This is a genomic window from Pseudomonas sp. FFPRI_1 (genome assembly GCF_055384485.1).
The window spans coordinates 247,042-267,687 of sequence record NZ_AP029168.1 but is presented as its reverse complement, the minus strand read 5'-3'; the positions used below and the strand labels follow the sequence as shown (position 1 = coordinate 267,687).

At 65.4% G+C, this 20,646-nt stretch carries 21 protein-coding genes; 12 read left to right on the top strand and 9 right to left on the bottom strand.

Annotated elements, in window-relative coordinates; translation table 11 throughout:
• The first annotated feature begins 35 nt into the window (after nt 1-35).
• The 3 genes from trpB (at nt 36) to ACZ5BO_RS01230 (ending at nt 2,648) form a co-directional block, all read left to right on the top strand.
• The gene (gene trpB, locus ACZ5BO_RS01240; protein WP_025132090.1) at nt 36-1,256 is read left to right on the top strand and encodes a tryptophan synthase subunit beta; all 1,221 of its coding nucleotides are present in this window, start codon (nt 36-38) and stop codon (nt 1,254-1,256) included.
• Complete coding sequence (gene trpA / locus ACZ5BO_RS01235) at nt 1,256-2,068, top strand: tryptophan synthase subunit alpha (protein WP_025132091.1); 813 nt, start codon at nt 1,256-1,258, stop codon at nt 2,066-2,068. The genes trpB and trpA overlap by 1 nt, the downstream gene beginning before the upstream one ends.
• A 124-nt stretch (nt 2,069-2,192) precedes the next feature.
• The gene (locus ACZ5BO_RS01230; protein ID WP_464697835.1) at nt 2,193-2,648 is read left to right on the top strand and encodes an anti-virulence regulator CigR family protein; all 456 of its coding nucleotides are present in this window, start codon (nt 2,193-2,195) and stop codon (nt 2,646-2,648) included.
• Between the two features lie 69 nt (nt 2,649-2,717).
• Here ACZ5BO_RS01230 and ACZ5BO_RS01225 read toward each other — a convergent pair whose 3' ends face one another.
• Together ACZ5BO_RS01225 and ACZ5BO_RS01220 are read right to left on the bottom strand one after the other, a co-directional pair.
• Nucleotides 2,718-3,044 carry a DOPA 4,5-dioxygenase family protein gene (locus ACZ5BO_RS01225; protein ID WP_025132093.1) on the bottom strand — a complete coding sequence of 109 codons (327 nt, stop codon included), beginning with the start codon at nt 3,042-3,044 and terminating at the stop codon, nt 2,718-2,720.
• Nucleotides 3,045-3,200: 156 nt separating this feature from the next.
• The gene (locus ACZ5BO_RS01220) at nt 3,201-4,151 is read right to left on the bottom strand and encodes a choline sulfate utilization transcriptional regulator (protein WP_464697833.1); all 951 of its coding nucleotides are present in this window, start codon (nt 4,149-4,151) and stop codon (nt 3,201-3,203) included.
• Nucleotides 4,152-4,265: 114 nt separating this feature from the next.
• Between ACZ5BO_RS01220 and betC the strand changes: the two genes are divergently transcribed.
• The 3 genes from betC to ACZ5BO_RS01205 all read left to right on the top strand — a co-directional run bounded on the left by betC (nt 4,266) and on the right by ACZ5BO_RS01205 (nt 8,424).
• Nucleotides 4,266-5,780, top strand: coding sequence for a choline-sulfatase (gene betC / locus ACZ5BO_RS01215; protein ID WP_464697831.1), 1,515 nt, complete (start codon nt 4,266-4,268; stop codon nt 5,778-5,780).
• 15 nt (nt 5,781-5,795) lie between these two features.
• Nucleotides 5,796-6,713 (top strand): choline ABC transporter substrate-binding protein, encoded by a 918-nt coding sequence (gene choX, locus ACZ5BO_RS01210; RefSeq protein WP_464697829.1) that lies wholly within the window; start codon nt 5,796-5,798, stop codon nt 6,711-6,713.
• 142 nt (nt 6,714-6,855) lie between these two features.
• Nucleotides 6,856-8,424 (top strand): SulP family inorganic anion transporter, encoded by a 1,569-nt coding sequence (locus ACZ5BO_RS01205; RefSeq protein ID WP_464697827.1) that lies wholly within the window; start codon nt 6,856-6,858, stop codon nt 8,422-8,424.
• Nucleotides 8,425-8,539: 115 nt separating this feature from the next.
• On the opposite strand, the gene aroE is transcribed toward ACZ5BO_RS01205, so the two are convergent.
• Both aroE and hemF read right to left on the bottom strand, forming a co-directional pair.
• Nucleotides 8,540-9,361 carry a shikimate dehydrogenase gene (gene aroE, locus ACZ5BO_RS01200; RefSeq protein WP_464697825.1) on the bottom strand — a complete coding sequence of 274 codons (822 nt, stop codon included), beginning with the start codon at nt 9,359-9,361 and terminating at the stop codon, nt 8,540-8,542.
• 46 nt (nt 9,362-9,407) lie between these two features.
• Entirely contained in the window at nt 9,408-10,325 is a 918-nt protein-coding gene (gene hemF, locus ACZ5BO_RS01195) for an oxygen-dependent coproporphyrinogen oxidase (protein ID WP_025132099.1), read from the bottom strand.
• A 166-nt stretch (nt 10,326-10,491) separates the two neighbouring features.
• On the opposite strand from hemF, the gene ACZ5BO_RS01190 reads away from it, so the two are divergent.
• Nucleotides 10,492-11,469, top strand: a complete 978-nt coding sequence (locus ACZ5BO_RS01190) for an NADPH:quinone reductase (RefSeq protein ID WP_464697823.1) — start codon at nt 10,492-10,494, stop codon at nt 11,467-11,469.
• Between the two features lie 197 nt (nt 11,470-11,666).
• On the opposite strand, the gene tsaC is transcribed toward ACZ5BO_RS01190, so the two are convergent.
• From tsaC to ACZ5BO_RS01175, 3 genes are all read right to left on the bottom strand, one after another.
• Nucleotides 11,667-12,224 (bottom strand): L-threonylcarbamoyladenylate synthase type 1 TsaC, encoded by a 558-nt coding sequence (gene tsaC, locus ACZ5BO_RS01185; RefSeq protein ID WP_025132101.1) that lies wholly within the window; start codon nt 12,222-12,224, stop codon nt 11,667-11,669.
• A gap of 54 nt (nt 12,225-12,278) precedes the next feature.
• Nucleotides 12,279-13,385, bottom strand: a complete 1,107-nt coding sequence (dprA, locus tag ACZ5BO_RS01180) for a DNA-processing protein DprA (protein WP_464697821.1) — start codon at nt 13,383-13,385, stop codon at nt 12,279-12,281.
• 86 nt (nt 13,386-13,471) lie between these two features.
• On the bottom strand, nt 13,472-14,494 hold the full coding sequence (locus ACZ5BO_RS01175; protein WP_464697819.1) for a LysM peptidoglycan-binding domain-containing protein: 1,023 nt from the start codon (nt 14,492-14,494) through the stop codon (nt 13,472-13,474).
• 153 nt (nt 14,495-14,647) lie between these two features.
• On the opposite strand from ACZ5BO_RS01175, the gene def reads away from it, so the two are divergent.
• The 5 genes from def to ACZ5BO_RS01150 all read left to right on the top strand — a co-directional run bounded on the left by def (nt 14,648) and on the right by ACZ5BO_RS01150 (nt 19,320).
• Nucleotides 14,648-15,154, top strand: a complete 507-nt coding sequence (gene def / locus ACZ5BO_RS01170; protein ID WP_025132104.1) for a peptide deformylase — start codon at nt 14,648-14,650, stop codon at nt 15,152-15,154.
• Between the two features lie 69 nt (nt 15,155-15,223).
• A complete protein-coding gene (gene fmt, locus ACZ5BO_RS01165; protein WP_464697817.1) occupies nt 15,224-16,183 on the top strand; it encodes a methionyl-tRNA formyltransferase in 960 nt (319 codons plus the stop codon).
• Entirely contained in the window at nt 16,180-17,505 is a 1,326-nt protein-coding gene (gene rsmB, locus ACZ5BO_RS01160) for a 16S rRNA (cytosine(967)-C(5))-methyltransferase RsmB (RefSeq protein ID WP_025132106.1), read from the top strand. Before fmt ends, rsmB begins: the two co-directional genes overlap by 4 nt.
• Before the next feature lie 22 nt (nt 17,506-17,527).
• Nucleotides 17,528-18,901, top strand: coding sequence for a Trk system potassium transporter TrkA (trkA, locus tag ACZ5BO_RS01155; protein WP_011058408.1), 1,374 nt, complete (start codon nt 17,528-17,530; stop codon nt 18,899-18,901).
• A gap of 98 nt (nt 18,902-18,999) precedes the next feature.
• Nucleotides 19,000-19,320, top strand: coding sequence for a tetratricopeptide repeat protein (locus ACZ5BO_RS01150; RefSeq protein ID WP_177330337.1), 321 nt, complete (start codon nt 19,000-19,002; stop codon nt 19,318-19,320).
• Nucleotides 19,321-19,434: 114 nt separating this feature from the next.
• Here ACZ5BO_RS01150 and ACZ5BO_RS01145 read toward each other — a convergent pair whose 3' ends face one another.
• Nucleotides 19,435-19,674 (bottom strand): PilZ domain-containing protein, encoded by a 240-nt coding sequence (locus ACZ5BO_RS01145; RefSeq protein ID WP_025132108.1) that lies wholly within the window; start codon nt 19,672-19,674, stop codon nt 19,435-19,437.
• A gap of 72 nt (nt 19,675-19,746) precedes the next feature.
• Nucleotides 19,747-20,634 carry a lysophospholipid acyltransferase gene (locus ACZ5BO_RS01140; RefSeq protein ID WP_464697814.1) on the bottom strand — a complete coding sequence of 296 codons (888 nt, stop codon included), beginning with the start codon at nt 20,632-20,634 and terminating at the stop codon, nt 19,747-19,749.
• Nucleotides 20,635-20,646: the final 12 nt, after the last annotated feature.

Here is a 20,646-nt window from a genome sequence, read left to right as displayed (position 1 = left end):
AGTCTTGTTTCCACACTCATTCCGGGAGCGCTCCAATGACCCAGACCCCTTTGCGTAATGGTCCTGATGACAACGGCCTGTTTGGCGCGTTCGGCGGCCGTTACGTGGCCGAAACCCTGATGCCGCTGATCCTCGACCTGGCCCGTGAATACGAAGCGGCCAAGGAAGATCCCGAGTTCCTCAAGGAGCTGGCCTACTTCCAGCGCGACTACGTCGGCCGCCCAAGCCCGCTGTACTTCGCCGAGCGCCTGACCGAGCACTGCGGCGGTGCCAAGATCTACCTCAAGCGCGAAGAGCTCAACCACACCGGCGCGCACAAGATCAACAACTGCATCGGCCAGATCCTCCTGGCCCGGCGCATGGGCAAGAAACGCATCATCGCCGAGACCGGCGCCGGCATGCACGGCGTGGCCACCGCCACCGTGGCCGCGCGCTTCGGCCTGGATTGCGTGATCTACATGGGCACCACCGACATCGAGCGCCAGCAGGCCAACGTGTTCCGCATGAAGCTGCTGGGCGCCGAAGTGATTCCGGTGGTGGCCGGCACCGGCACCCTGAAGGATGCAATGAACGAAGCCCTGCGCGACTGGGTGACCAATGTCGACAGCACCTTCTACCTGATCGGCACCGTGGCCGGCCCGCACCCGTACCCGGCCATGGTCCGCGACTTCCAGGCCGTGATCGGCAAGGAAACCCGCGAGCAACTGCACGCCCAGGAAGGCCGTCTACCGGACAGCCTGGTGGCCTGCATCGGCGGCGGTTCCAACGCCATGGGCCTGTTCCACCCGTTCCTCGACGATAAAAGCGTGCAGATCATCGGCGTCGAAGCTGCCGGCTACGGCATCGAGACCGGCAAGCACGCCGCCAGCCTCAACGGCGGGGTGCCCGGCGTACTGCACGGCAACCGCACCTTCCTGCTGCAGGACGACGACGGCCAGATCATCGACGCCCACTCGATTTCCGCCGGCCTCGACTACCCCGGCATCGGCCCGGAACACGCCTGGCTGCATGACATCGGCCGCGTCGAATACACCTCGGTGACCGACGACGAAGCCCTGGCCGCCTTCCACCAGTGCTGCCGCCTGGAGGGCATCATCCCGGCCCTGGAAAGCGCCCACGCCCTGGCCGAAGTCTTCAAGCGCGCCCCGACCCTGCCCAAGGATCACCTGATGGTGGTCAACCTGTCGGGTCGTGGCGACAAGGACATGCAGACCGTCATGCATCACATGCAACAGTCCCAGCAGGAGAAACACTGATGAGCCGCCTGCACACTCGCTTCGCCGAGCTGAAGCAACAGAACCGTGCCGCCCTGGTGACCTTCGTCACCGCTGGCGACCCCGACTACGACACCGCCCTGGCGATTCTCAAGGGCCTGCCGGCCGCCGGTGCCGACGTGATCGAGCTGGGCATGCCCTTCACCGATCCGATGGCCGATGGCCCGGCGATCCAGTTGGCCAACATCCGCGCCCTGGGCAACAAGCAGAACCTGGCAAAAACCCTGCAGATGGTCCGTGAGTTCCGCAGCGGCAACAGCGATACGCCGCTGGTGCTGATGGGCTACTTCAACCCGATCCACCGCTACGGCGTACCGCGCTTCATTGCCGACGCCAAGGACGCCGGGGTCGACGGCCTGATCGTGGTGGACATGCCGCCGGAACATAACGGCGAGTTGTGCGATCCGGCCCAGGCCGCGGGCATCGACTTCATCCGCCTGACCACCCCGACCACCGACGATGCACGCCTGCCGAAGGTGCTCGATGGCAGTTCCGGCTTCGTCTACTACGTCTCGGTGGCGGGGGTTACCGGCGCCGGAGCCGCCACCCTGGAACATGTGGAGGAGGCCGTGGCCCGCCTGCGGCGCCACACCGACCTGCCCATCAGCATCGGTTTCGGCATCCGCACGCCCGATCAGGCAGCCGCCATCGCCCGCCTGGCAGACGGCGTGGTAGTGGGTTCGGCACTGATCGACCACATCGCCAACGCCGAGACGTCCGAGCAGGCGGTCGACGGTGTCCTGAGCCTCTGCGCGGCCCTGTCCGAGGGCGTACGTCAGGCTCGGGTCAGCTGAAGGTAAAGTTCCTGATACAGAGGAATTAGCGCCTCGGCACACAGACTAAATGGCAAGACCCGGGGGTTCGCGACCAAGGTGGCGAACCCCCTTTTTTTGCTCTGTGTGCTGCGAGGAATACCTGATGAAAATGCCCAAGCGTCTGATCGCCGGTGCTGCGGTGCTGATGCTCAGCGCCAGCCCGTTGCTGCAGGTCATGGCCGACGAACGTGGTGATTATGATCGGGGGGGTGCTCGCGGAGGCCCGCAACAGGGTCATTGGGACAACCGTGGTGGCGACCACCGCGGCCCGGGGGATGATCACCGTGGCGGCCCGCCGCGGGATTTCGGTCCGGTGCGCCAGACCATCCACGACAATCACGGCTACTTCGTTCGCGGCGCACCACCGCCTCCCGGGGTGCACCTGGTCCGTGGCCAGCCGTTGCCCCGCGGCTACTACGGTGAACGCCTGGACAGTCGCGCCCTGTCGCGCCTGCCGGTGTACCAAGGCTATGAGTGGCGGCGCATGGGCGCAGACATCGTGCTGATCGCCGCCGGTACCGGCATCGTCTACGAGATTCTCGACGGCGTGCTGTATTGATCAGAACTCATCCAGCCAGACCTGCCACCGGCGTCCCATGGGGGCCGGTGTGCCGGTGCTCGATGCCCCTCAGAACCCCGCCAGGTTCAGCGGCCTGACCGCCCCCATCCAGATGGCATGGTCGGTGTGGTCCAGCAGGTCATCCCCGGTGTCGGGATGGGTGAACACCACCAGCCCGCGGCGATTGAGCGCCAACCAGGGGATGACCTCGCCGAACAACTGTGGCTCGAAGGCCAGTTGGCAGCTCCAGTCCGGGTGTGGCCCCACCGGCCGTTCGTGGACCCGGCCCATTTTCAGTGCAAACCGCTGCGCCGCCTGTTCACACAAGGCCCGGGCCTGGTCGATGGTACTGGCGTCGAAGTAGACGTGGGCGTGATAGCCCTTGATTCGTTGCATGCAAAGCCTCGCGAAAAAATCGGGTTCTCATGGCTGGCCACAGGTCACGCACCTACCCGGTGGCCAGCAGAATGTCTGGCGGTGAAGGCAGCGGACTGCGATGCCCCGGCGAAAGCGCCATGGTGCCATGACTCACCCCCATCGTGTGCCCCGCCCCTAGCGGGCAATCGACAGCGCAGCCAGCCCCTTGAGGCTCTGGGCGCTGTCGGCCTGCTCGGTCATCAACCAATCGACAAAACGCTCGATCAACGGTCCCCGGCGCTTGCGCTGAGGCCGCACCACGTAATAGCCGTAGCTGGAAATCACCGTCTCGGCGATCGGTCGGCACAGCAGGCCCTGGTCCAGCAGGTCGTCCACCAGGTGCCGCCAGCCGATGGCCACCCCCTGGCCACCGATGGCCGCCTGGATCAGCAGGGTGTAATTGTCGAAACGCAACTGCCCTGGTGCGGGAGCCGAGGCGATGCCCAGTTCGCGAAACACCCCGCTCCAGTCGAACCAGTGGTTGCTGGCCTCGCTGCGCAGGTGCAGCAACGGCAGCTCCAGCAGCCCATCGGCGGGCAGGGGCCGGCTGCGCTCCTTGAGCAGCAGCGGGCTGCACACCGGGAACACCTCCTCGCTGAACAACCAGCGGCTTTCCCCCTGCTTGAAGCGACCGTCGCCGAACAGTATTGCCACATCGATATCGCTGCGCAGCATGCTGTGGCTGCGTTCACTGGTGACCAGGCTGACGTCGACCTGCGGATTGGCCTCATGAAAACGGTGCAGGCGCGGCATCAGCCAGTAGGCGGCAAAGGCGAAATCCGTGGCCACCTGCAACACCTCATGCTGATGCTGCTGGCTGATGGCGCTCAAGCCGGCATCGATGCTCTGCAGGCCGACCTGCACCTGCTCCAGCAGCAGGGCCGCGGACTCCGTCAATTCGATGCCGCGGTAGATGCGGTCGAACAGGCGCACGCTCAGCTGTTCTTCCAGCCGCTTGATCTGCTGACTGATGGCCGGCTGGGTAGTCCCCAGCTCCACCGCGGCCGCGGTGAAGCTGCGCAAGCGAGCCGCCGCTTCAAATACCCGGAGCAGGTCCAGGGACAGGTCGCCAAGGGTTTCATACATAAGCTGTGCTTATCCTAGTCATTGCCGTGCATGGGCTTTACCGCCAAACACATGGGATCCATGCTCAATCGCAGCACTCTCGCATAACCATCGACTATGGAATGCCGCGAATCCATGAAGCGCAAGAACATTCTTTTCATCATGGCCGACCAGATGGCCGCACCCTTGCTGCCGTTCTACGGTTCATCGCCGATCCGCGTGCCGCACCTCAGCCGCCTGGCCGCCACCGGCGTGGTATTCGACGCGGCCTATTGCAACAGCCCGTTGTGCGCACCGTCGCGCTTCACCCTGGTGAGCGGCCAGTTGCCGAGCAAGATCGGCGCCTATGACAACGCCGCCGACTTCCCCGCCGATGTGCCCACCTACGCTCACTACCTGCGGCGCCTGGGCTATCGCACCGCGCTCTCGGGCAAGATGCACTTCTGCGGGCCGGACCAGTTGCATGGCTACGAGGAACGCCTGACCAGCGACATCTACCCCGCCGACTACGGTTGGGCGGTGAACTGGGACCAGCCCGACCTGCGCCCCAGCTGGTACCACAACATGTCCTCGGTGCTGCAGGCCGGCCCCTGCATCCGCACCAACCAGCTGGATTTCGATGAAGAGGTGGTGTTCAAGGCTCAGCAGTACCTGTTCGACCACGTCCGCGAGTCTGGCGACCAGCCGTTCTGCCTGACCGTCTCCATGACCCATCCCCATGATCCGTACACCATTCCCAAGGCCTTCTGGGACCTGTACCGCGACGATGAGATCGCGCTGCCCCAGACCCCGCCCCAGACCGACCAGGACCCGCACTCCCAGCGCCTGCTCAAGGTCTACGACCTGTGGGACAAGCCGCTGCCTGTGGATAAGATCCGCGACGCGCGGCGGGCCTATTTCGGTGCCTGCAGCTACATCGACAGCAATGTCGGCAAGCTGCTGCAGACCCTGGAAGACACCGGATTGATGGACGACACCCTGATCGTGTTCTCCGGCGATCATGGCGACATGCTCGGCGAGCGTGGCCTCTGGTACAAAATGCACTGGTTCGAAATGGCCGCCCGGGTGCCGCTGCTGATCTGCGCCCCGGGACAATTCGCCGCCGGACGGGTGAGTGCCGCCGTCTCCACTGCCGACCTGCTGCCGACCCTGGTGGAATTGGCCGGCGGCGAGGTGCAGGCGGACCTGCCCCTGGATGGCCGCTCCCTGGTGCCGCACCTGCAAGGGCAGGGCGGGCATGATGAGGTGTTCGGCGAATACATGGCCGAGGGCACCATTGGCCCGCTGATGATGATCCGTCGCGGCGCCTACAAGTTCATCTACAGCGAAGACGACCCCTGTCTACTCTTCGACCTGCACAACGACCCGCAAGAACACCGCGACCTCAGCCAATCGCTCGAACATCGAGCGCTGTTCGCCGCGTTTCTCGCCGAGGCCCGGGCCAAATGGGACATCCCGGCCATCCGCCAACAGGTCCTGGCCAGCCAGCGACGCCGCCGCCTGGTGGCCCAGGCGCTGAGCCAGGGCCGGCTCAAGAGCTGGGATCACCAGCCCCTGGTGGACGCCAGTCAACAGTACATGCGCAACCACATCGACCTCGATGACCTGGAGCGCAAGGCTCGTTATCCACAACCCTGCCAAAACCAATAACGTAAGGGGAAGAGCATGCATAGGTTATCCACAGCGCTGGCGGCCGGGGTCCTGGCGTTGGCCAGCGCACCCGCCTGGGCCGACTCGTGCGCGACGGTGAAGATGGCCGATCCGGGCTGGAGCGACATCGCCGCCACCAACGCCATCGCCGGTTTCCTGCTGGACGCCATGGGCTACAAGGCGAAGGTCGACACCCTGGCGGTGCCGATCATCTACGGCGGCCTCAAGGACGGGCAGGTGGACCTGTTCCTCGGCAACTGGATGCCAGCGCAACAGGGCTTCTACGACAAGTTCGTGGCCAACGGCGAGGTCACTCAACTGGCGAAGAACCTCGAGGGCACCGAATTCACCCTGGCGGTCCCGGACTACGTCTGGGACGCGGGCGTGCACGACTTCGCCGACCTGAACACATTCGCCGACAAGTTCGACAAGAAGCTCTACGGCATCGGCTCCGGCGCGCCGGCCAACCTGTCCCTGCAGGAAATCATCAAGAACAACGAGTTCCACCTCGGCCAATGGAAGCTGATCGAGTCCAGCGAACAGGCGATGCTCGCCGAAGTCTCGCGGGCCACCCGCAAGCAGCGCTTCGTAGCCTTCCTTGGCTGGACCCCGCACCCGATGAACGTGCAGCTGAAAATGCGCTACCTCAGCGGCGGCGAGAAGTATTTTGGTGCCAGCGGCAGCGTCTACACCCTGACCCGCAAGGGTTATGCACAGGCCTGCCCCAACGTCGGCAAGCTGCTGGGCAACCTGCGCTTCACCCTGGACATGGAGAACAGCATCATGGCCGAGGTGGTGCGCAACAAACTCAGCAACGGCGAGGCCGCCAAGGCCTGGATCAAGGCCAACCCGGCGGTGCTGGAGCAGTGGCTGGAAGGGGTGCGGACCCTCGATGGCCAGGATGCCCTGGCGGCGGTGAAGGCCAAGCTCTGACTCGGAGCCTGGACAGCAACTGATGTGGCGAGGGGGCAAGCTCACTCGCCACAACAGCCCTCCATCCCCGGCAACGAGGTGGACAATGCTTTACCCTGACACCTTCGCACGCACCTTTGACTGAACCAAACCGCGAGGCACCATGGCCTGGCCCAACCGCCATTCACTCCTGCCCTTCCTGAGCTGGCTGCCACGCCAGACCCGCGCCAGCATCGGCGGCGATCTGCTGGTGGGCCTGAGCGGCGCGATCCTCGCCCTGCCGCAATCCATCGCCTACGCCCTGATTGCCGGCCTGCCTCCGGAGTACGGGCTGTACGCGGCCATAGTCCCGGTGCTGATCGCCTGCCTGTGGGGCTCGTCCTGGCACCTGATCTGCGGCCCCACGGCGGCCATTTCCATCGTGCTCTATGCCAGCATCAGCCCCCTGGCGGTGCCAGCCTCGGAGGACTACATCACCCTGATCCTGCTGCTGACCCTGCTGGCCGGGATCTTCCAGTGGCTGCTGGGCATGCTGCGCTTCGGCGCCCTGGTGAACTTCGTCTCCCATTCCGTGGTGCTGGGCTTCACCCTGGGCGCGGCAGCGGTGATCGCCCTTGGCCAACTGCCCAACCTGATGGGCCTGGACCTGCCGAACCAGGCCACCGCCCTCAATAGCCTGACCCAGTTGCTGGAGCATCTGGATGGCGTGGACCGGCCTTCACTGTTGCTCGGGCTGGGCACCCTGGCGATGGGCATTGCCCTGAAGTTGCTGGCACCACGCTGGCCGAGCCTGCTGCTGAGCCTGGTGCTCAGCGCCTTGGTGGTGTGGCTGCTGCCGGGGGTGTTCGGCCATGTGCAACGGGTCAGCGCCTTCGTTGGCCGGCTGCCACCCTGGAGCCCGGTACCGCTGGACCTGGAGCTGATCCTGCGCCTGCTGCCCAGCGCCGTGGCGGTGGGCATGCTGGGGCTGGTGACCAGCCTGTCGATTGCCCGCTCGCTGTCGGCACGCTCGGAACAACTGCTGGACGCCAACCAAGAAATCCGCGCCCAGGGCCTGTCGAACATCGTCGGTGCCTTGTTCTCCGGCTACCTGTCTTCCGGCTCCTTCACCCGCTCCGGGCTGAGCTACGAAGCCGGTGCCCGTTCGCCCCTGGCCGGGGTGTTCTCGGCGCTGTGGGTGGCCCTGTTCGCCGTGGGCGGCGCGGGGCTGATCGCCCATATTCCTATTCCCGCCATGGCCGGCAGCATCCTGCTGATCTGCTGGGGCCTGGTGGATCACCGGGGTATCCGCGCCTTGTTCCGGGTCAGCCGCGCCGAGTTCGTGGTGATGAGTCTGACCTGCCTCGCCACCCTGCTGCTGGAGTTGCAGACGGCGATCTACGCCGGGGTCCTGGCGTCGCTGTTCTTCTACCTCAAGCGCACTTCGCAGCCTCGGGTGCAGCAGTCCCGCGAGGGCGATGAAGACATTCTGCGGGTCGGCGGCTCGATCTTCTTCGGCGCCAGCCATTACCTGCAGGTACGCATGCAGCGCTGCCACGCACCGAAACTGGTGATCGACGCGCGGCAGATCAACTTCATCGATTATTCAGGGGTGGAAATGCTGCACCAGGAAGCACGCCGCCTCAGGCGCCAGGAGCGCAGCCTGATCCTGCGCCGGGCACGGCAGGCGGTGAAAGAAGAGTTGATCAAGCTCGAAGGCGCGGAACGCTGCCCGATCCACTTCGAAGACTGAACCCGCAGGCGCCTTGCCCACACCCGACGTAGGAGCCGGCTTGCCGGCGAAGAGGCCCTTGAGCCTGGCCCAGCCTTGACCCCGCCTTCGCTGGCAAGCCAGTTCCTGCGGCGGGTTACAGGGCCAGTTGGCGACGCAGTTCAGCCAGCACCGGCGCGCTGTCAGGGCGCACCCCGCGCCACAGGTAGAAGGCTTCGGCAGCCTGCTCGGCAAGCATGCCCAGGCCATCCATAACCAGCAGCGCGCCCTGTTCGCTGGCCCAGCGGCAGAACGGCGTCGGCTCCTTGCCGTACATCATGTCGTAGCACACGGTCTTGCCCGGTTCGATCAGGCTGCCGGCAATCGGCGGCAACTCCCCCGACAGGCTGGCGGACGTGGCGTTGATGATCAGATCCACCGACTCCTGCAACCAGTCGAAGCCACTGGCCGCCACCGGCCCCAGGTCGGCGAACAGCTCAGCCAGCAACTCGGCTTTTTCCACGGTGCGATTGGCAATGACCACCGACGCCGGCTGCTCGGCCAACACAGGCTCCAGGGCTCCCCGCACCGCGCCGCCAGCGCCCAGCAAAAGGATCCGCTTGCCCTTGAGGCTGACCCCGGCATTCACCGTCAGGTCGCGCACCAGCCCGGCGCCATCGGTGTTGTCTCCCAGCAGGCGACCATCGGCCTGCTTGCTCAGGGTGTTCACCGCGCCGGCCCGCTGCGCGCGCTCGGTCAGGCAGTCACACAGGCGATAGGCGTCTTCCTTGAACGGCACCGTGACATTGGCCCCGCGCCCCTGGGCGAAGAAGCGGCGGGCAGTGCCGGCAAAATCGTCCAGGGGCGCCAGCAGGGTGTTGTATTCCATCTGCTGGGCCGTTTGCTGGGCGAACAGCCGATGGATCAGCGGCGACTTGCTGTGGCCGATCGGATTACCAAAGACAACGTACTGGTCCATCTCTCACCCTTCGTTCAATGCCTGCCTCAAGCGGCAGGTACGCCCATCAGTTGCCGCCTGCCAGCCAGTCGCGATCCTGCAGGAAGTACTCGGTCAGGCGCGCCTCTTCGCTGCCCGGCTCGGCCTTCCAGTCATAGCCCCAGCGCACTTGCGGCGGCAGCGACATGAGGATCGACTCGGTACGGCCACCCGATTGCAGGCCGAACAGGGTGCCGCGATCGTAGACCAGGTTGAACTCGACGTAGCGGCCCCGGCGGAATTCCTGGAATTGGCGCTGCTGCTCGGTGTAGGCGACAGCCTTGCGGCGCTGGACGATGGGCAGGTAGGCCTCGATGTAGGCGTCGCCGATGGCGCGCATGAAGGCGAAGCTGGTGTCGAAGTCCCACTCGTTCAGGTCGTCGAAGAACAGGCCGCCAATGCCCCGCGGCTCGTTGCGGTGCTTGATGTGGAAGTAGCTGTCGCACCAGGCCTTGTAGCGCGGGTAGACGTCGGCACCGAAGGGTGCACAGGCGCGCTCGGCGACTCGGTGCCAATGCACGCAGTCTTCCTCGTTGGCGTAGTAGGGGGTCAGGTCGAAACCGCCACCGAACCACCAGACCGGCTCCTCACCTTGCTTCTCGGCAATGAAGAAACGCACATTGGCATGGGACGTCGGAACATGAGGGTTGTGCGGGTGGATCACCAGGGACACGCCCAGGGCTTCGAAGCCCCGACCGGCGAGTTCCGGACGATGGGCGCTGGCGGAAGGCGGCAGGCCGGCACCAAACACATGGGAAAAGTTGACCCCGCCCTTTTCGATCACCGCGCCATCGCCGATCACCCGGGTGCGTCCGCCGCCACCGGCGGGGCGGGTCCAGGCATCCTCGATGAAGCGTGCGCCGCCGTCTTCGGTTTCCAGGGCAGCGCAAATGCGGTCTTGCAGGTCGAGCAGGTAGGCTTTTACGGCCTCGGTGCGGGTAGTCATGGCATCACCTTGAATCGGGCAAAGCTACGCGGCGCCAGCAATGGAGCGGGGGGCGGCGCAAATGGGCGCGTAGCATAACACTGCGTCGGGGCCCGCCGCAGTTGACGAAGGTCAAGCACAGGAGTCCGATAGAGCACTTTCACCCCACCACCGAGGAAAGAGTGAGATGGCCAAACGTATCCAGTTCCGCGCCCACGGCGGCCCCGAAGTACTCGAGTATGTCGACTACCAGCCAGCCGAGCCGGGCCCACAGCAGGTTCGCGTCAGCAACAAGGCCATTGGCCTGAACTTCATCGACACCTATTTCCGCAGTGGCCTGTATGCCCCACCGGCACTGCCGTCCGGCCTGGGCGCCGAAGGAGCCGGGGTGGTGGAGGCGGTAGGCAGCGCGGTGACCCGCTTCAAGGTGGGCGACCGCGTGGCTTACGGCAGTGGCCCGCTGGGCGCCTACAGCGATGTGCATGTATTGCCGGAAGCCAACCTGGTGCACCTGCCGGACAGCATCAGCTTCGAACAGGCCGCCGGGGCCATGCTCAAGGGCCTGACAGTGCAGTACCTGCTGCGTCAGACCTACGAGCTCAAGGGGGGCGAAACCATAGTGTTCCACGCCGCCGCAGGGGGCGTCGGTTCCCTGGCCTGCCAATGGGCCAAGGCCCTTGGGGTGAAGCTGATCGGTACCGTCAGCTCAGCGGAAAAGGCCGCCATCGCCAAGGCCCTCGGCGCGTGGGAAACCATCGACTACAGCCATGAGAACGTGGCCCAGCGCGTGCTGGAGCTGACCGATGGCAAGAAGTGCCCGGTGGTCTACGACGGCGTCGGCAAGGACACCTGGCTGACCTCCCTGGACTGCCTGCAGCCCCGCGGGCTGATGGTCAGCTTCGGCAACGCCTCGGGCGCGGTGGACGGGGTCAACCTGGGGATTCTCTCGGCCAAGGGTTCGCTGTACGTGACCCGGCCGACCCTGGCCAGCTATGCCAACAACGCCGAGAACCTGCAGCTCATGGCCGACGACCTGTTCGCCATGATTGCCAGCGGCAAGCTGAAGATCGAGATTGGCCAGCGCTTTGCCCTGGCGGACGCGGCCAAGGCCCATACCGAACTGTCGGCGCGGCGCACCACCGGCTCGACGCTGCTCTTGCCCTGAAACCGAATCCGGCTGGTTGAGACTGGCATAGGCAGGGGAGCCGGCCCGCGCTGACGGGCACGGCGCTCCCTGTTCCGGCCCTTGGAGTAGGGCTGAGACACCGCGATGGCCGGAGTGGGGCGACTGCGCTCCGGCGCACAAGTCGCCCCAGCGGGCGCAAGCACCCTCGCCGCGCCAGGGGCTGGGCCACGCAGGACTCAGGAAGGGCGCACCACTTTGCCAGTGGCCAGGTCGCGGATCAGGCTCGGGTTCTTGCGGCCCCCGAGGCTGCCGCCCAGCACCATGTCCAGTTGCCCGCGGAAATACTGCTCGATGCGAATCCGGGTCCGGGCCGCCGGCCGCCCCTGGGGATTGGCCGAGGTGGAGATCAACGGACCAACCAAGGCGCACAGCTCACGCACCTGCGGGTGATCGCTGACCCGCAGCGCCACGGTGTCATGGACCCCGGTCACCCATTCGGGCAACAGATCCTGATGGGGTACCAGCCAGGTATTGGGCCCCGGCCAGGTACTGGACATGCGCTCGATCCAGCTGTCCGGGAAATCCTCGAAGAGGAAGTCGAACTGACGGATATTGTCGGCGATCAGGATCAGCCCCTTGTCCACCGAACGCGACTTGATCGCCAGCAGGCGATCCACCGCTTCTTCATTCCACGGATCACACCCCAGGCCCCAGACCGCTTCGGTTGGATAGGCAATCACCGCCCCTGCGCGAATCTCTCGTGCGGCTTGTTGCACACGCCAACTGCTGACCATTACCGACTCTCCAGATAAAAGCTGTGCGCAGTTTACCGATCCTGCTTATAAAACCTAGCTCAGGCGTGCCAACCAGCGGCCGTTTTCATTGACTGCGCGCCCCTCGATCTCCAGCTCGGTGAGGGCCGCCAGTACCCGCGGCAGTGGCCAGCCGCAGGCCCTGGCCAGGGCTTCACTGCTGTGGGGCGCGGCCTGCAGCAGGGCCAGCAGGGGATGATCCCCGCCCCGGGACTGGGAAAAGGCGGGTGGCCCCTGGTATTGCCAGCCCTGCAGGGTCTCGAGGATGTGCTGGACACTTTCCACCAGCACCGCGCCATCGCGGATCAACTGATGACAACCACGGGCGCCGGGGTGGTGGATCGAGCCGGGAATGGCATACACCTCGCGGCCCTGCTCCGCCGCCAGGCGCGCGGTGATCAGCGAACCGCTGGCCACGCTGGCTTCCACCACCAGTACCCCCACGGCCAGGCCGCTGATGATCCGGTTGCGCCTGGGGAAGTGTTCCGGGCGCGGACCGGTGTCCAGCGGGAACTCGGAAATCACCGCGCTGCCCTGGTCGATCATCGCCCTGGCCAGGTTTCGATGCCGCTGTGGATAAAAATTTTCCAGGCCGGTGCCGAGCACCCCCACGGTACGCCCGCCCACGTCCAGGGCCGCCTGATGCGCGGCACCGTCGATGCCCAGTGCGAGGCCGCTGGTGATGACGAACCCGGCACCCGCCAGGCTCCGAGAAAAAGCCGCGGCAGTGTCCAGCCCCGGTCGCGAAGCACGACGGCTACCCACCATCGCCAGCTGCGGCAACTCGAGAATCGAAGGGTCGCCGGCAACGAACAGCAGCGGTGGTGCATCCTCCAACTGTGCGAGCAAGGCCGGGTACCCAGGCTGGTCCCACATCAGCAAATGCTGGGCCTGGCTATCCATCCAGGCCAATGCATGGCGGGCACCCTCGCGCACCAGCGCACTGCGCCGGGCCTCGGCAGACGCCAGCGGGATGCCCAGGGAATGCCAGGCAGCGGTCGGCGCACTGATGGCCCTGGAGGCCGAACCGAAGGCCTGGAGCAAGCGCTGAAAATGCATCGGTCCCAGGCCGGGCAGACAATGCAAACGCAGGCGGGCTTCCAGTTCCGCGGGGGAAAGGGTGCCAGCAATCGAGCTCGACATGGATCATCCTTGATCGTTTTCAACCCGGTCGGAACCGGAACAAGCTGTGGATAAGTCTGTTGGTAAGTTGTTGAGGAAAGGCCTTTTCAGGGACTCTGCACCTTGTCCTGCAGCGCCAGGGAACGCGAAGCCTTGAGCACCAGGCCATAGCTGAGCTTGTCGTAGCTCTGGAACACCATCAGCCAGCCGGCGGCCTCGTCGGGAATCTTCAGCGGCTCGCCGGTCAGCCGGTCGCGCACGGTTTCACCGGTCTTGATCACCGCCAGTACGTTGCCCTCCACCAGCCCGTCACGCCGGCCCCGGTTCAGGGTGACCACATCCAGGGCACCGATCTGGGTAACGCCGCGGGGCACATCGATGATCACGCCATCCACAGGGCGTGGCGGCGCACTGGGGCTGAAGCGAGGGGCCAGGTCCTGGGCCCCCATCTCCAGCAACCGATCGCCCAGGCGCACTTCCTGGGTGGTGCGCTGCAGCGTCAGGGTGGCCAGGTCGCCGTTGATCGCCTGCACCTGGGCGGTGCCGATGGCATCGGCGTTGATACCGAGCAGCTCCTGGCTCAACGGATCGCGATAACGCTTGCCCTCGCGAAACACGCCATAGACCGGCTGCCCCGGGTCGAGCCGGCCACGGGCGAAGAGTCGGTCGCCCAGGCCGCCGAGCACTCGCTCGCCATCGCCGGCGACGATATAGGGCGCCTGCTCGAAGGCCTCCGGCTGATCGACGATGCGGTTATGCAGGACAAAACTGCTGATGGCCTGCAGGGGGATGCTCGGTATCGCTGCTGGCGGCAGGCGCCGCACCTGGGGCGAGAGCTTGACGGTGGGCAGCGTGGCCGACCGTTCAAGCTGCAACTGCGGCTGGCCATCGGGATGCACCAGTTGCAGGCGGTCGCCGGGGAAGATCCGGCTCGGCGCCCCACCCACGGAATCCGCGGGCCAGAGCTCGCGCCACTGCCAGGGCTGCTGCAGATAAAGGCTGGCGATGCTCCACAGGGTATCGCCCGCCACCACCCGATAATCCGCCGGATACCCGTCCCTGAGCTGCACCTGGGCCTGGCCGATGCTGCTCCAGCCCAACAGCAGCAAGGCGAACAGTGATTTCATCATGGGCTGAATCCCTTTATTATGTGCGTTCGCGTAAAACGCCAGAGCCTGCGCGGCTCGCTCCTTCCCAGAGCACGTTTTGCATCGGCGGCCCAGGTCCAGGACCTGCCAGGACGCCGACTCCGCCCTTACTTCACACGTGTAGCAATTACGCTTATGGCCATTTTAAACATCCTCGAATTCCCCGATTCGCGCCTGCGCACTATCGCCAAACCAGTGGCCGTAGTGGACGACGAAGTGCGTCAGTTGGTCGACGACATGTTTGAAACAATGTATGAGGCCCCAGGCATTGGCCTGGCGGCGACCCAGGTCAACGTGCACAAACGCGTCGTGGTCATGGACCTGTCCGAAGACCGCAGCGAGCCGCGGGTGTTCATCAACCCCGAGTTCGAACCCCTGACCGACGAGATGGACCAGTATCAGGAGGGCTGCCTCTCGGTACCGGGTTTCTATGAGAACGTCGACCGTCCGCAGCGGGTCAAGGTCAAGGCCCTGGACCGCGATGGCCAGCCTTATGAACTGATCGCCGAGGGCCTGCTCGCGGTGTGTATCCAGCACGAATGCGACCACCTCAACGGCAAATTGTTCGTTGACTACCTGTCCACCCTCAAACGTGACCGGATCAAGAAGAAACTGGAAAAGCAGCATCGCCAGAACGCTTGATGCTCCTCTTCCAAAGGCTTGCAACAGCAAGCCTTTTTCTTTTCCGCATGTTTACTACCGAGAACTCCCATGACTGAGCCACTGCGCATCGTCTTTGCCGGCACTCCCGAGTTTGCCGCCGAACACCTCAAGGCCCTGCTCGACAGCCCTTATGAGATCGTCGCGGTCTACACCCAACCGGATCGCCCGGCCGGTCGTGGGCAAAAACTGATGCCCAGCCCGGTCAAGCAACTGGCACTGGAGCACCACATTCCAGTGCTGCAGCCGCCCACCCTGCGCAACGCCGAGGCCCAGGCCGAACTGGCGGCGCTCAAGCCGGACCTGATGGTGGTGGTGGCCTACGGCCTGATCCTGCCGCAGGTGGTGCTGGATATCCCGCGCCTGGGCTGCATCAACAGCCACGCATCGCTGCTGCCACGCTGGCGCGGCGCGGCGCCGATCCAGCGCGCCGTGGAGGCCGGTGATGCGATGAGCGGGGTGACCGTGATGCGCATGGAGGCCGGCCTGGACACCGGGCCGATGCTGCTCAAGGCCAGCACCCCGATCAGCGCCACGGACACCGGCGGCAGCCTGCACGACCGTCTCGCCGAACTGGGCCCGCCAGCCGTGCTGCAAGCCATCCAGGGCCTGGCCGCCGGCACCCTGGAAGGAGAAGTCCAGGACGACAGCCTGGCCACCTACGCCCACAAGCTGAACAAGGACGAGGCGCGCATTGACTGGAACCGCCCGGCGGTAGAGCTGGAGCGCCTGATCCGGGCCTTCAATCCCTGGCCGATCTGCCACAGCACGCTCAACGGCGAAGCCCTGAAAGTGCTGGCCGCGACCCTGGCCGAGGGCCAGGGCACCCCGGGGCAGATCCTCGGCGCCAGCAAGGACGGCCTGATCGTCGCCTGCGCTGAACAGGCGCTGTGCCTGACTCGCCTGCAACTGCCCGGCGGCAAGGCGCTGAACTTCAGCGACCTGTTCAACAGCCGCCGCGAGAAATTCGCCCTCGGCACCGTTCTCGGCCAAGCGGTGGACGCCCAATGAACCCGCGCCTGGCCGCCGCCAAGGCACTGGCCGCCGTGCTCAACGGCAAGGCCTCGCTCAACAGTTCGTTGCCGACCCAGCTGGACAAGGTCGAGCTGCGTGACCGCGGCTTCACCCAGGACCTGGCGTTCGGTACCGCCCGTTGGCAGCCACGGCTGTCGGCCCTGGCCGCCAAGCTGCTGCAAAAGCCCTTCAAGGCCGCCGACGCCGATGTCGAGGCATTGCTGCTGGTGGGCCTCTACCAATTGCTCTACACCCGGGTTCCGGCGCACGCCGCCATCGGCGAAACCGTGGGTTGCGCCGACAAGCTGAAAAAGCCCTGGGCCAAGGCCCTGCTCAACGCTGTGCTGCGCCGCGCCCAGCGCGAGAGCGAGGCCCTGCTGGCCGAGCTGGAGCACGACCCGGTGGTGCGTACCGCCCACCCGCGCTGGTTGCAAAAATCTCTCAAGGCTTTCTGGCCCGAGCAGTGGGAAGCCATCTGCGCGGCCAACAACGCCCACCCGCCGATGATTCTGCGGGTCAACCGTCGCCATCATTCCCGTGACGCCTACCTGAAGCTCCTGGCGCAGGCCGGCGTGGCAGCCGGGCCTTGCGTCTACAGCCAGGACGGCATTGTCCTCGACGAGGCCGGTGACGTGCGCAGCCTGCCGGGCTTTGCCGAAGGCTGGGTGAGCGTGCAGGACGAAGCCGCACAACTGGCCGCCGACCTGCTGGAACTGGCACCGGGGCAACGGGTACTGGATGCCTGCTGCGCACCGGGGGGCAAGACCTGCCACATCCTCGAAGTCGAGCCGGCCCTGGCCGGCGTGGTCGCGGTGGACCTGGAAGCCAAGCGCCTGGTGCGAGTGCGGGAGAACCTCGATCGCCTGGGGCTCGACGCGCAACTGATCGCCGCCGATGGCCGCGATACCCAGGCCTGGTGGGACGGCAAGCCGTTCCAGCGGATCCTGCTGGACGCCCCCTGCTCGGCCACCGGGGTGATCCGTCGCCACCCGGACATCAAGCTGACTCGCCAGCCGGAAGACATCCTCGCCCTGGCGCAGTTGCAAGGCGAGTTGCTGGATGCCATGTGGCAGGCCCTGGAAGTCGGCGGCATCCTGCTCTACGCCACCTGCTCGACCCTGCCGACCGAGAACACCGAGGTGATCGAGGCGTTCCTGGCCCGCACCCCGGGCGCCCGGGAGTTGGACATCGGCGGCCAACTGGGGCAGCCTGCGGCCGGTCTCAAGCAGCCTCACGGGCGCCAGTTGCTGGCGCAAGAGGGTGGTCATGACGGTTTCTACTACGCCAAGCTGATCAAGATTGCCGCAGCTCGCGGCTAAACGGTTTTAAGGGAGTGACTGGATGAAGATCATCATCCTCGGTGCCGGCCAAGTGGGTGGCACGCTGGCGGAACACCTGGCCAGCGAAGCCAACGACATCACCGTGGTCGACACCGATGGCGAACGCCTGCGCGACCTTGGCGACCGCCTGGACATCCGTACCGTCCAGGGCCGGGCGTCCTTTCCCACGGTGCTGCGCCAGGCCGGTGCCGACGATGCCGACATGCTGGTGGCAGTGACCAACAGCGACGAGACCAACATGGTCGCCTGCCAGGTGGCCCACACCCTGTTCCACACCCCGACCAAGATCGCCCGGGTGCGCGAGGCCGCCTACCTGACCCGCGCCGGGCTGTTCGACAACGATGCAATCCCGGTGGACGTGCTGATCAGCCCCGAGCAGGTGGTGACCAACTACATCAAGCGCCTGATCGAGCACCCCGGCGCCCTGCAGGTGATCGACTTCGCCGAGGGCAAGGCGCAACTGGTGGCGGTCAAGGCCTACTACGGTGGCCCGCTGGTGGGCCAGCAACTGCGCCAGCTGCGCGAGCACATGCCCAACGTCGACACCCGGGTGGCGGCGATCTTCCGTCGCGACCGGCCGATCATGCCCAAGGGCGATACGGTGATCGAGGCCGACGACGAGGTGTTCTTCATCGCCGCCAAGGCCCACATCCGCGCGGTGATGAGCGAGATGCGCCGCCTGGAGGAATCCTACAAGCGCATCGTCATCGCCGGTGGCGGGCAGATCGGCGAGCGCCTGGCCGAGGCCATCGAAAGCCGCTACCAGGTGAAGATCATCGAGATGAACCCGGCTCGCTGCCGCTACCTGTCCGACACCCTGGACAGCACCGTGGTGCTGCAGGGCAGCGCTTCGGATCGCGACCTGCTGCTGGAAGAGAACATCGCCGATGCCGATATCTTCCTGGCCCTGACCAACGACGACGAGGCCAACATCATGTCCTCGCTGCTGGCCAAGCGCCTGGGGGCGAAGAAGGTCATGACCATCATCAACAACCCGGCCTACGTCGACCTGATCCAGGGTGGCGATATCGACATCGCCATCAGCCCGCAGCTGGCCACCATCGGCACCCTGTTGGCCCACGTGCGCCGCGGTGACATCGTCAGCGTGCACTCCCTGCGCCGGGGCGCGGCGGAGGCCATCGAGGCCATCGCCCATGGCGACGCCAAGTCGAGCAAGGTGATTGGCCGGGCCATCGAGAACATCGGCCTGCCGCCGGGCACCACCATCGGCGCGATCATCCGCGATGAAGAAGTGCTGATCGCCCACGACGACACGGTGATCGAAGCCGGCGACCACGTGATCCTGTTCCTTGTGGATAAAAAACACATCCGCGACGTGGAGAAACTGTTCCACGTCGGCCTGAGCTTCTTCTAACACCCTAGGAGCCGGCTTGCCGGCGAAGGGGTCCCGGAGATCGCCTTCGCCGGCAAGCCGGCTGCTACACAGTTGCGCCAGCCAACGATGAGGAGTCGCTGATGCTTGAATCCCTGGAGAAAATGCTCGCCAAAGGTGTGGATAACGCCCTGCTGCGCTTTGGCCTGGGCAAGGGTTACCTGGATCAGGGCGATTTCGCCAAGGCCGCCGAACACCTGCAACGCTGCGTGGCCTTCGACCCCAAGTATTCCGCGGCGTGGAAGCTGCTGGGCAAGGCCTGCCAGGGGCAGGGCGACCTGCCGGCAGCGCGCCAGGCCTGGGAGCAGGGCCTGGAAGCGGCCCGTGGCCATGGCGACAAGCAGGCGGAAAAGGAAATGACCGTGTTCATCAAGAAGCTCGAACGCCAGTCCCAGGCCTGAGCCCTGCCTCGACCCGCTCCCATTGGCACAGATCCAGACCGTGACTGGCGCAGCCCTTCAGCGTCTCGACATTCCTCTAGATTTTTGCGGCCTGGGCGGCGCGCTCATGGTGTGTCACAGGTAGCGCAGGGCGATCCCTTCGGCATCCACCTGCACCACTTCCATGCGCACCCGCGGTGCACTCACCGGCAGGCCTTGCACCTGGCCGTACACCACTGCGCCCTTGGGCAACTTCGCCAGGGCCGGGCTTTGCACGTAGACGCCGCTGGCAGACAGGTTGCGCGTCTGCCCCAGGCATTCGCCGATGCTCTCGTGCTGAATCTTGATACGGAACGACTTGCGGTGATCGGACATCTGCTGCGCCCTTGTGCAATGGGCTGTGGATAACACCCGGCATGGGGTTATCCACAGATCGTGCCTACCCTGTCAGTACCAGCGTTCCTCACCCGGCGGGCGCTTCTTGAAACGCTTCATGCTCCACATGTACTGGCTCGGATACGCCCCCACATAGCGCTCGACCACTTTGCTCATGGCCGCGCAGGAGGTCTCGGTATCGGTGCTGTACATGTCTTGCGGGGCCGCTTCGAGGATCACCTTGTAGCCCGAACCATCGGGCAGGCGCAGGGCATGGAGGAACACCCCGACCGCCTTGCCGCCGGCCAGCATGTTCGGCACGAACTTGCTGGTCAGGGCCTGGGTGGCGAAGAAGGGCACGAAGATGCCGGCGGATTCGGCCGGCTCCGGGTCGGCGGGAATCCCCACGGCTCCGCCTTTGCGCACTTCCTTGATGACGCTGAGGATGCCTTCCTTGGTCGAGGCCGCCACGCGATTGCCCAGCTGTACCCGCTGCTTGCGCAGCAGCTCGTCCACCGCCTTGAGCTTGGGCGGACGGTAGAAGATGATCGGTTTGCACTGGCTGCAGTAGAAGTGGTTGAGCACTTCCCAGTTGCCCAGGTGACTGGTGATGCCGACCACGCCCTTGCCCGAGGCCAGGGCCTCCTTGAGCACGTCCAGGCCCTCGACTTCACGCACCAGGGCGATGGAACGCTCGGCGGGCCAGATCCAGGCGCAGGCGCTTTCGGTCAGGGACTTGCCGATGTCCTTCAGGCTCTGGCCCACCAGGCGCTCGCGCTCGGCAGGGTCCATCTGTGGAAAACACTTGGCCAGGTTGATGCGCACCACATCGCGGGAGCGGTTGGGGGTCTTCCACATGATCCAGCCAATGGCCGTGCCAACCGCCTGCACCGCGCGCCAGGGCAGCAGGGCAAACAACCGCAGAGCGCCCACCAGCAGGGCGCCTTTGAACTTATCCACAAATGACTCCTG

Coding starts and splice junctions, on each gene's coding strand:
- trpB (WP_025132090.1), top strand. CDS start 36: ATGACCCAGACCCCTTTGCGTAATGGTCCTGATGACAACGGCCTGTTT.
- trpA (WP_025132091.1), top strand. CDS start 1,256: ATGAGCCGCCTGCACACTCGCTTCGCCGAGCTGAAGCAACAGAACCGT.
- ACZ5BO_RS01230 (WP_464697835.1), top strand. CDS start 2,193: ATGAAAATGCCCAAGCGTCTGATCGCCGGTGCTGCGGTGCTGATGCTC.
- ACZ5BO_RS01225 (WP_025132093.1), bottom strand. CDS start 3,044: ATGCAACGAATCAAGGGCTATCACGCCCACGTCTACTTCGACGCCAGT.
- ACZ5BO_RS01220 (WP_464697833.1), bottom strand. CDS start 4,151: ATGTATGAAACCCTTGGCGACCTGTCCCTGGACCTGCTCCGGGTATTT.
- betC (WP_464697831.1), top strand. CDS start 4,266: ATGAAGCGCAAGAACATTCTTTTCATCATGGCCGACCAGATGGCCGCA.
- choX (WP_464697829.1), top strand. CDS start 5,796: ATGCATAGGTTATCCACAGCGCTGGCGGCCGGGGTCCTGGCGTTGGCC.
- ACZ5BO_RS01205 (WP_464697827.1), top strand. CDS start 6,856: ATGGCCTGGCCCAACCGCCATTCACTCCTGCCCTTCCTGAGCTGGCTG.
- aroE (WP_464697825.1), bottom strand. CDS start 9,361: ATGGACCAGTACGTTGTCTTTGGTAATCCGATCGGCCACAGCAAGTCG.
- hemF (WP_025132099.1), bottom strand. CDS start 10,325: ATGACTACCCGCACCGAGGCCGTAAAAGCCTACCTGCTCGACCTGCAA.
- ACZ5BO_RS01190 (WP_464697823.1), top strand. CDS start 10,492: ATGGCCAAACGTATCCAGTTCCGCGCCCACGGCGGCCCCGAAGTACTC.
- tsaC (WP_025132101.1), bottom strand. CDS start 12,224: ATGGTCAGCAGTTGGCGTGTGCAACAAGCCGCACGAGAGATTCGCGCA.
- dprA (WP_464697821.1), bottom strand. CDS start 13,385: ATGTCGAGCTCGATTGCTGGCACCCTTTCCCCCGCGGAACTGGAAGCC.
- ACZ5BO_RS01175 (WP_464697819.1), bottom strand. CDS start 14,494: ATGATGAAATCACTGTTCGCCTTGCTGCTGTTGGGCTGGAGCAGCATC.
- def (WP_025132104.1), top strand. CDS start 14,648: ATGGCCATTTTAAACATCCTCGAATTCCCCGATTCGCGCCTGCGCACT.
- fmt (WP_464697817.1), top strand. CDS start 15,224: ATGACTGAGCCACTGCGCATCGTCTTTGCCGGCACTCCCGAGTTTGCC.
- rsmB (WP_025132106.1), top strand. CDS start 16,180: ATGAACCCGCGCCTGGCCGCCGCCAAGGCACTGGCCGCCGTGCTCAAC.
- trkA (WP_011058408.1), top strand. CDS start 17,528: ATGAAGATCATCATCCTCGGTGCCGGCCAAGTGGGTGGCACGCTGGCG.
- ACZ5BO_RS01145 (WP_025132108.1), bottom strand. CDS start 19,674: ATGTCCGATCACCGCAAGTCGTTCCGTATCAAGATTCAGCACGAGAGC.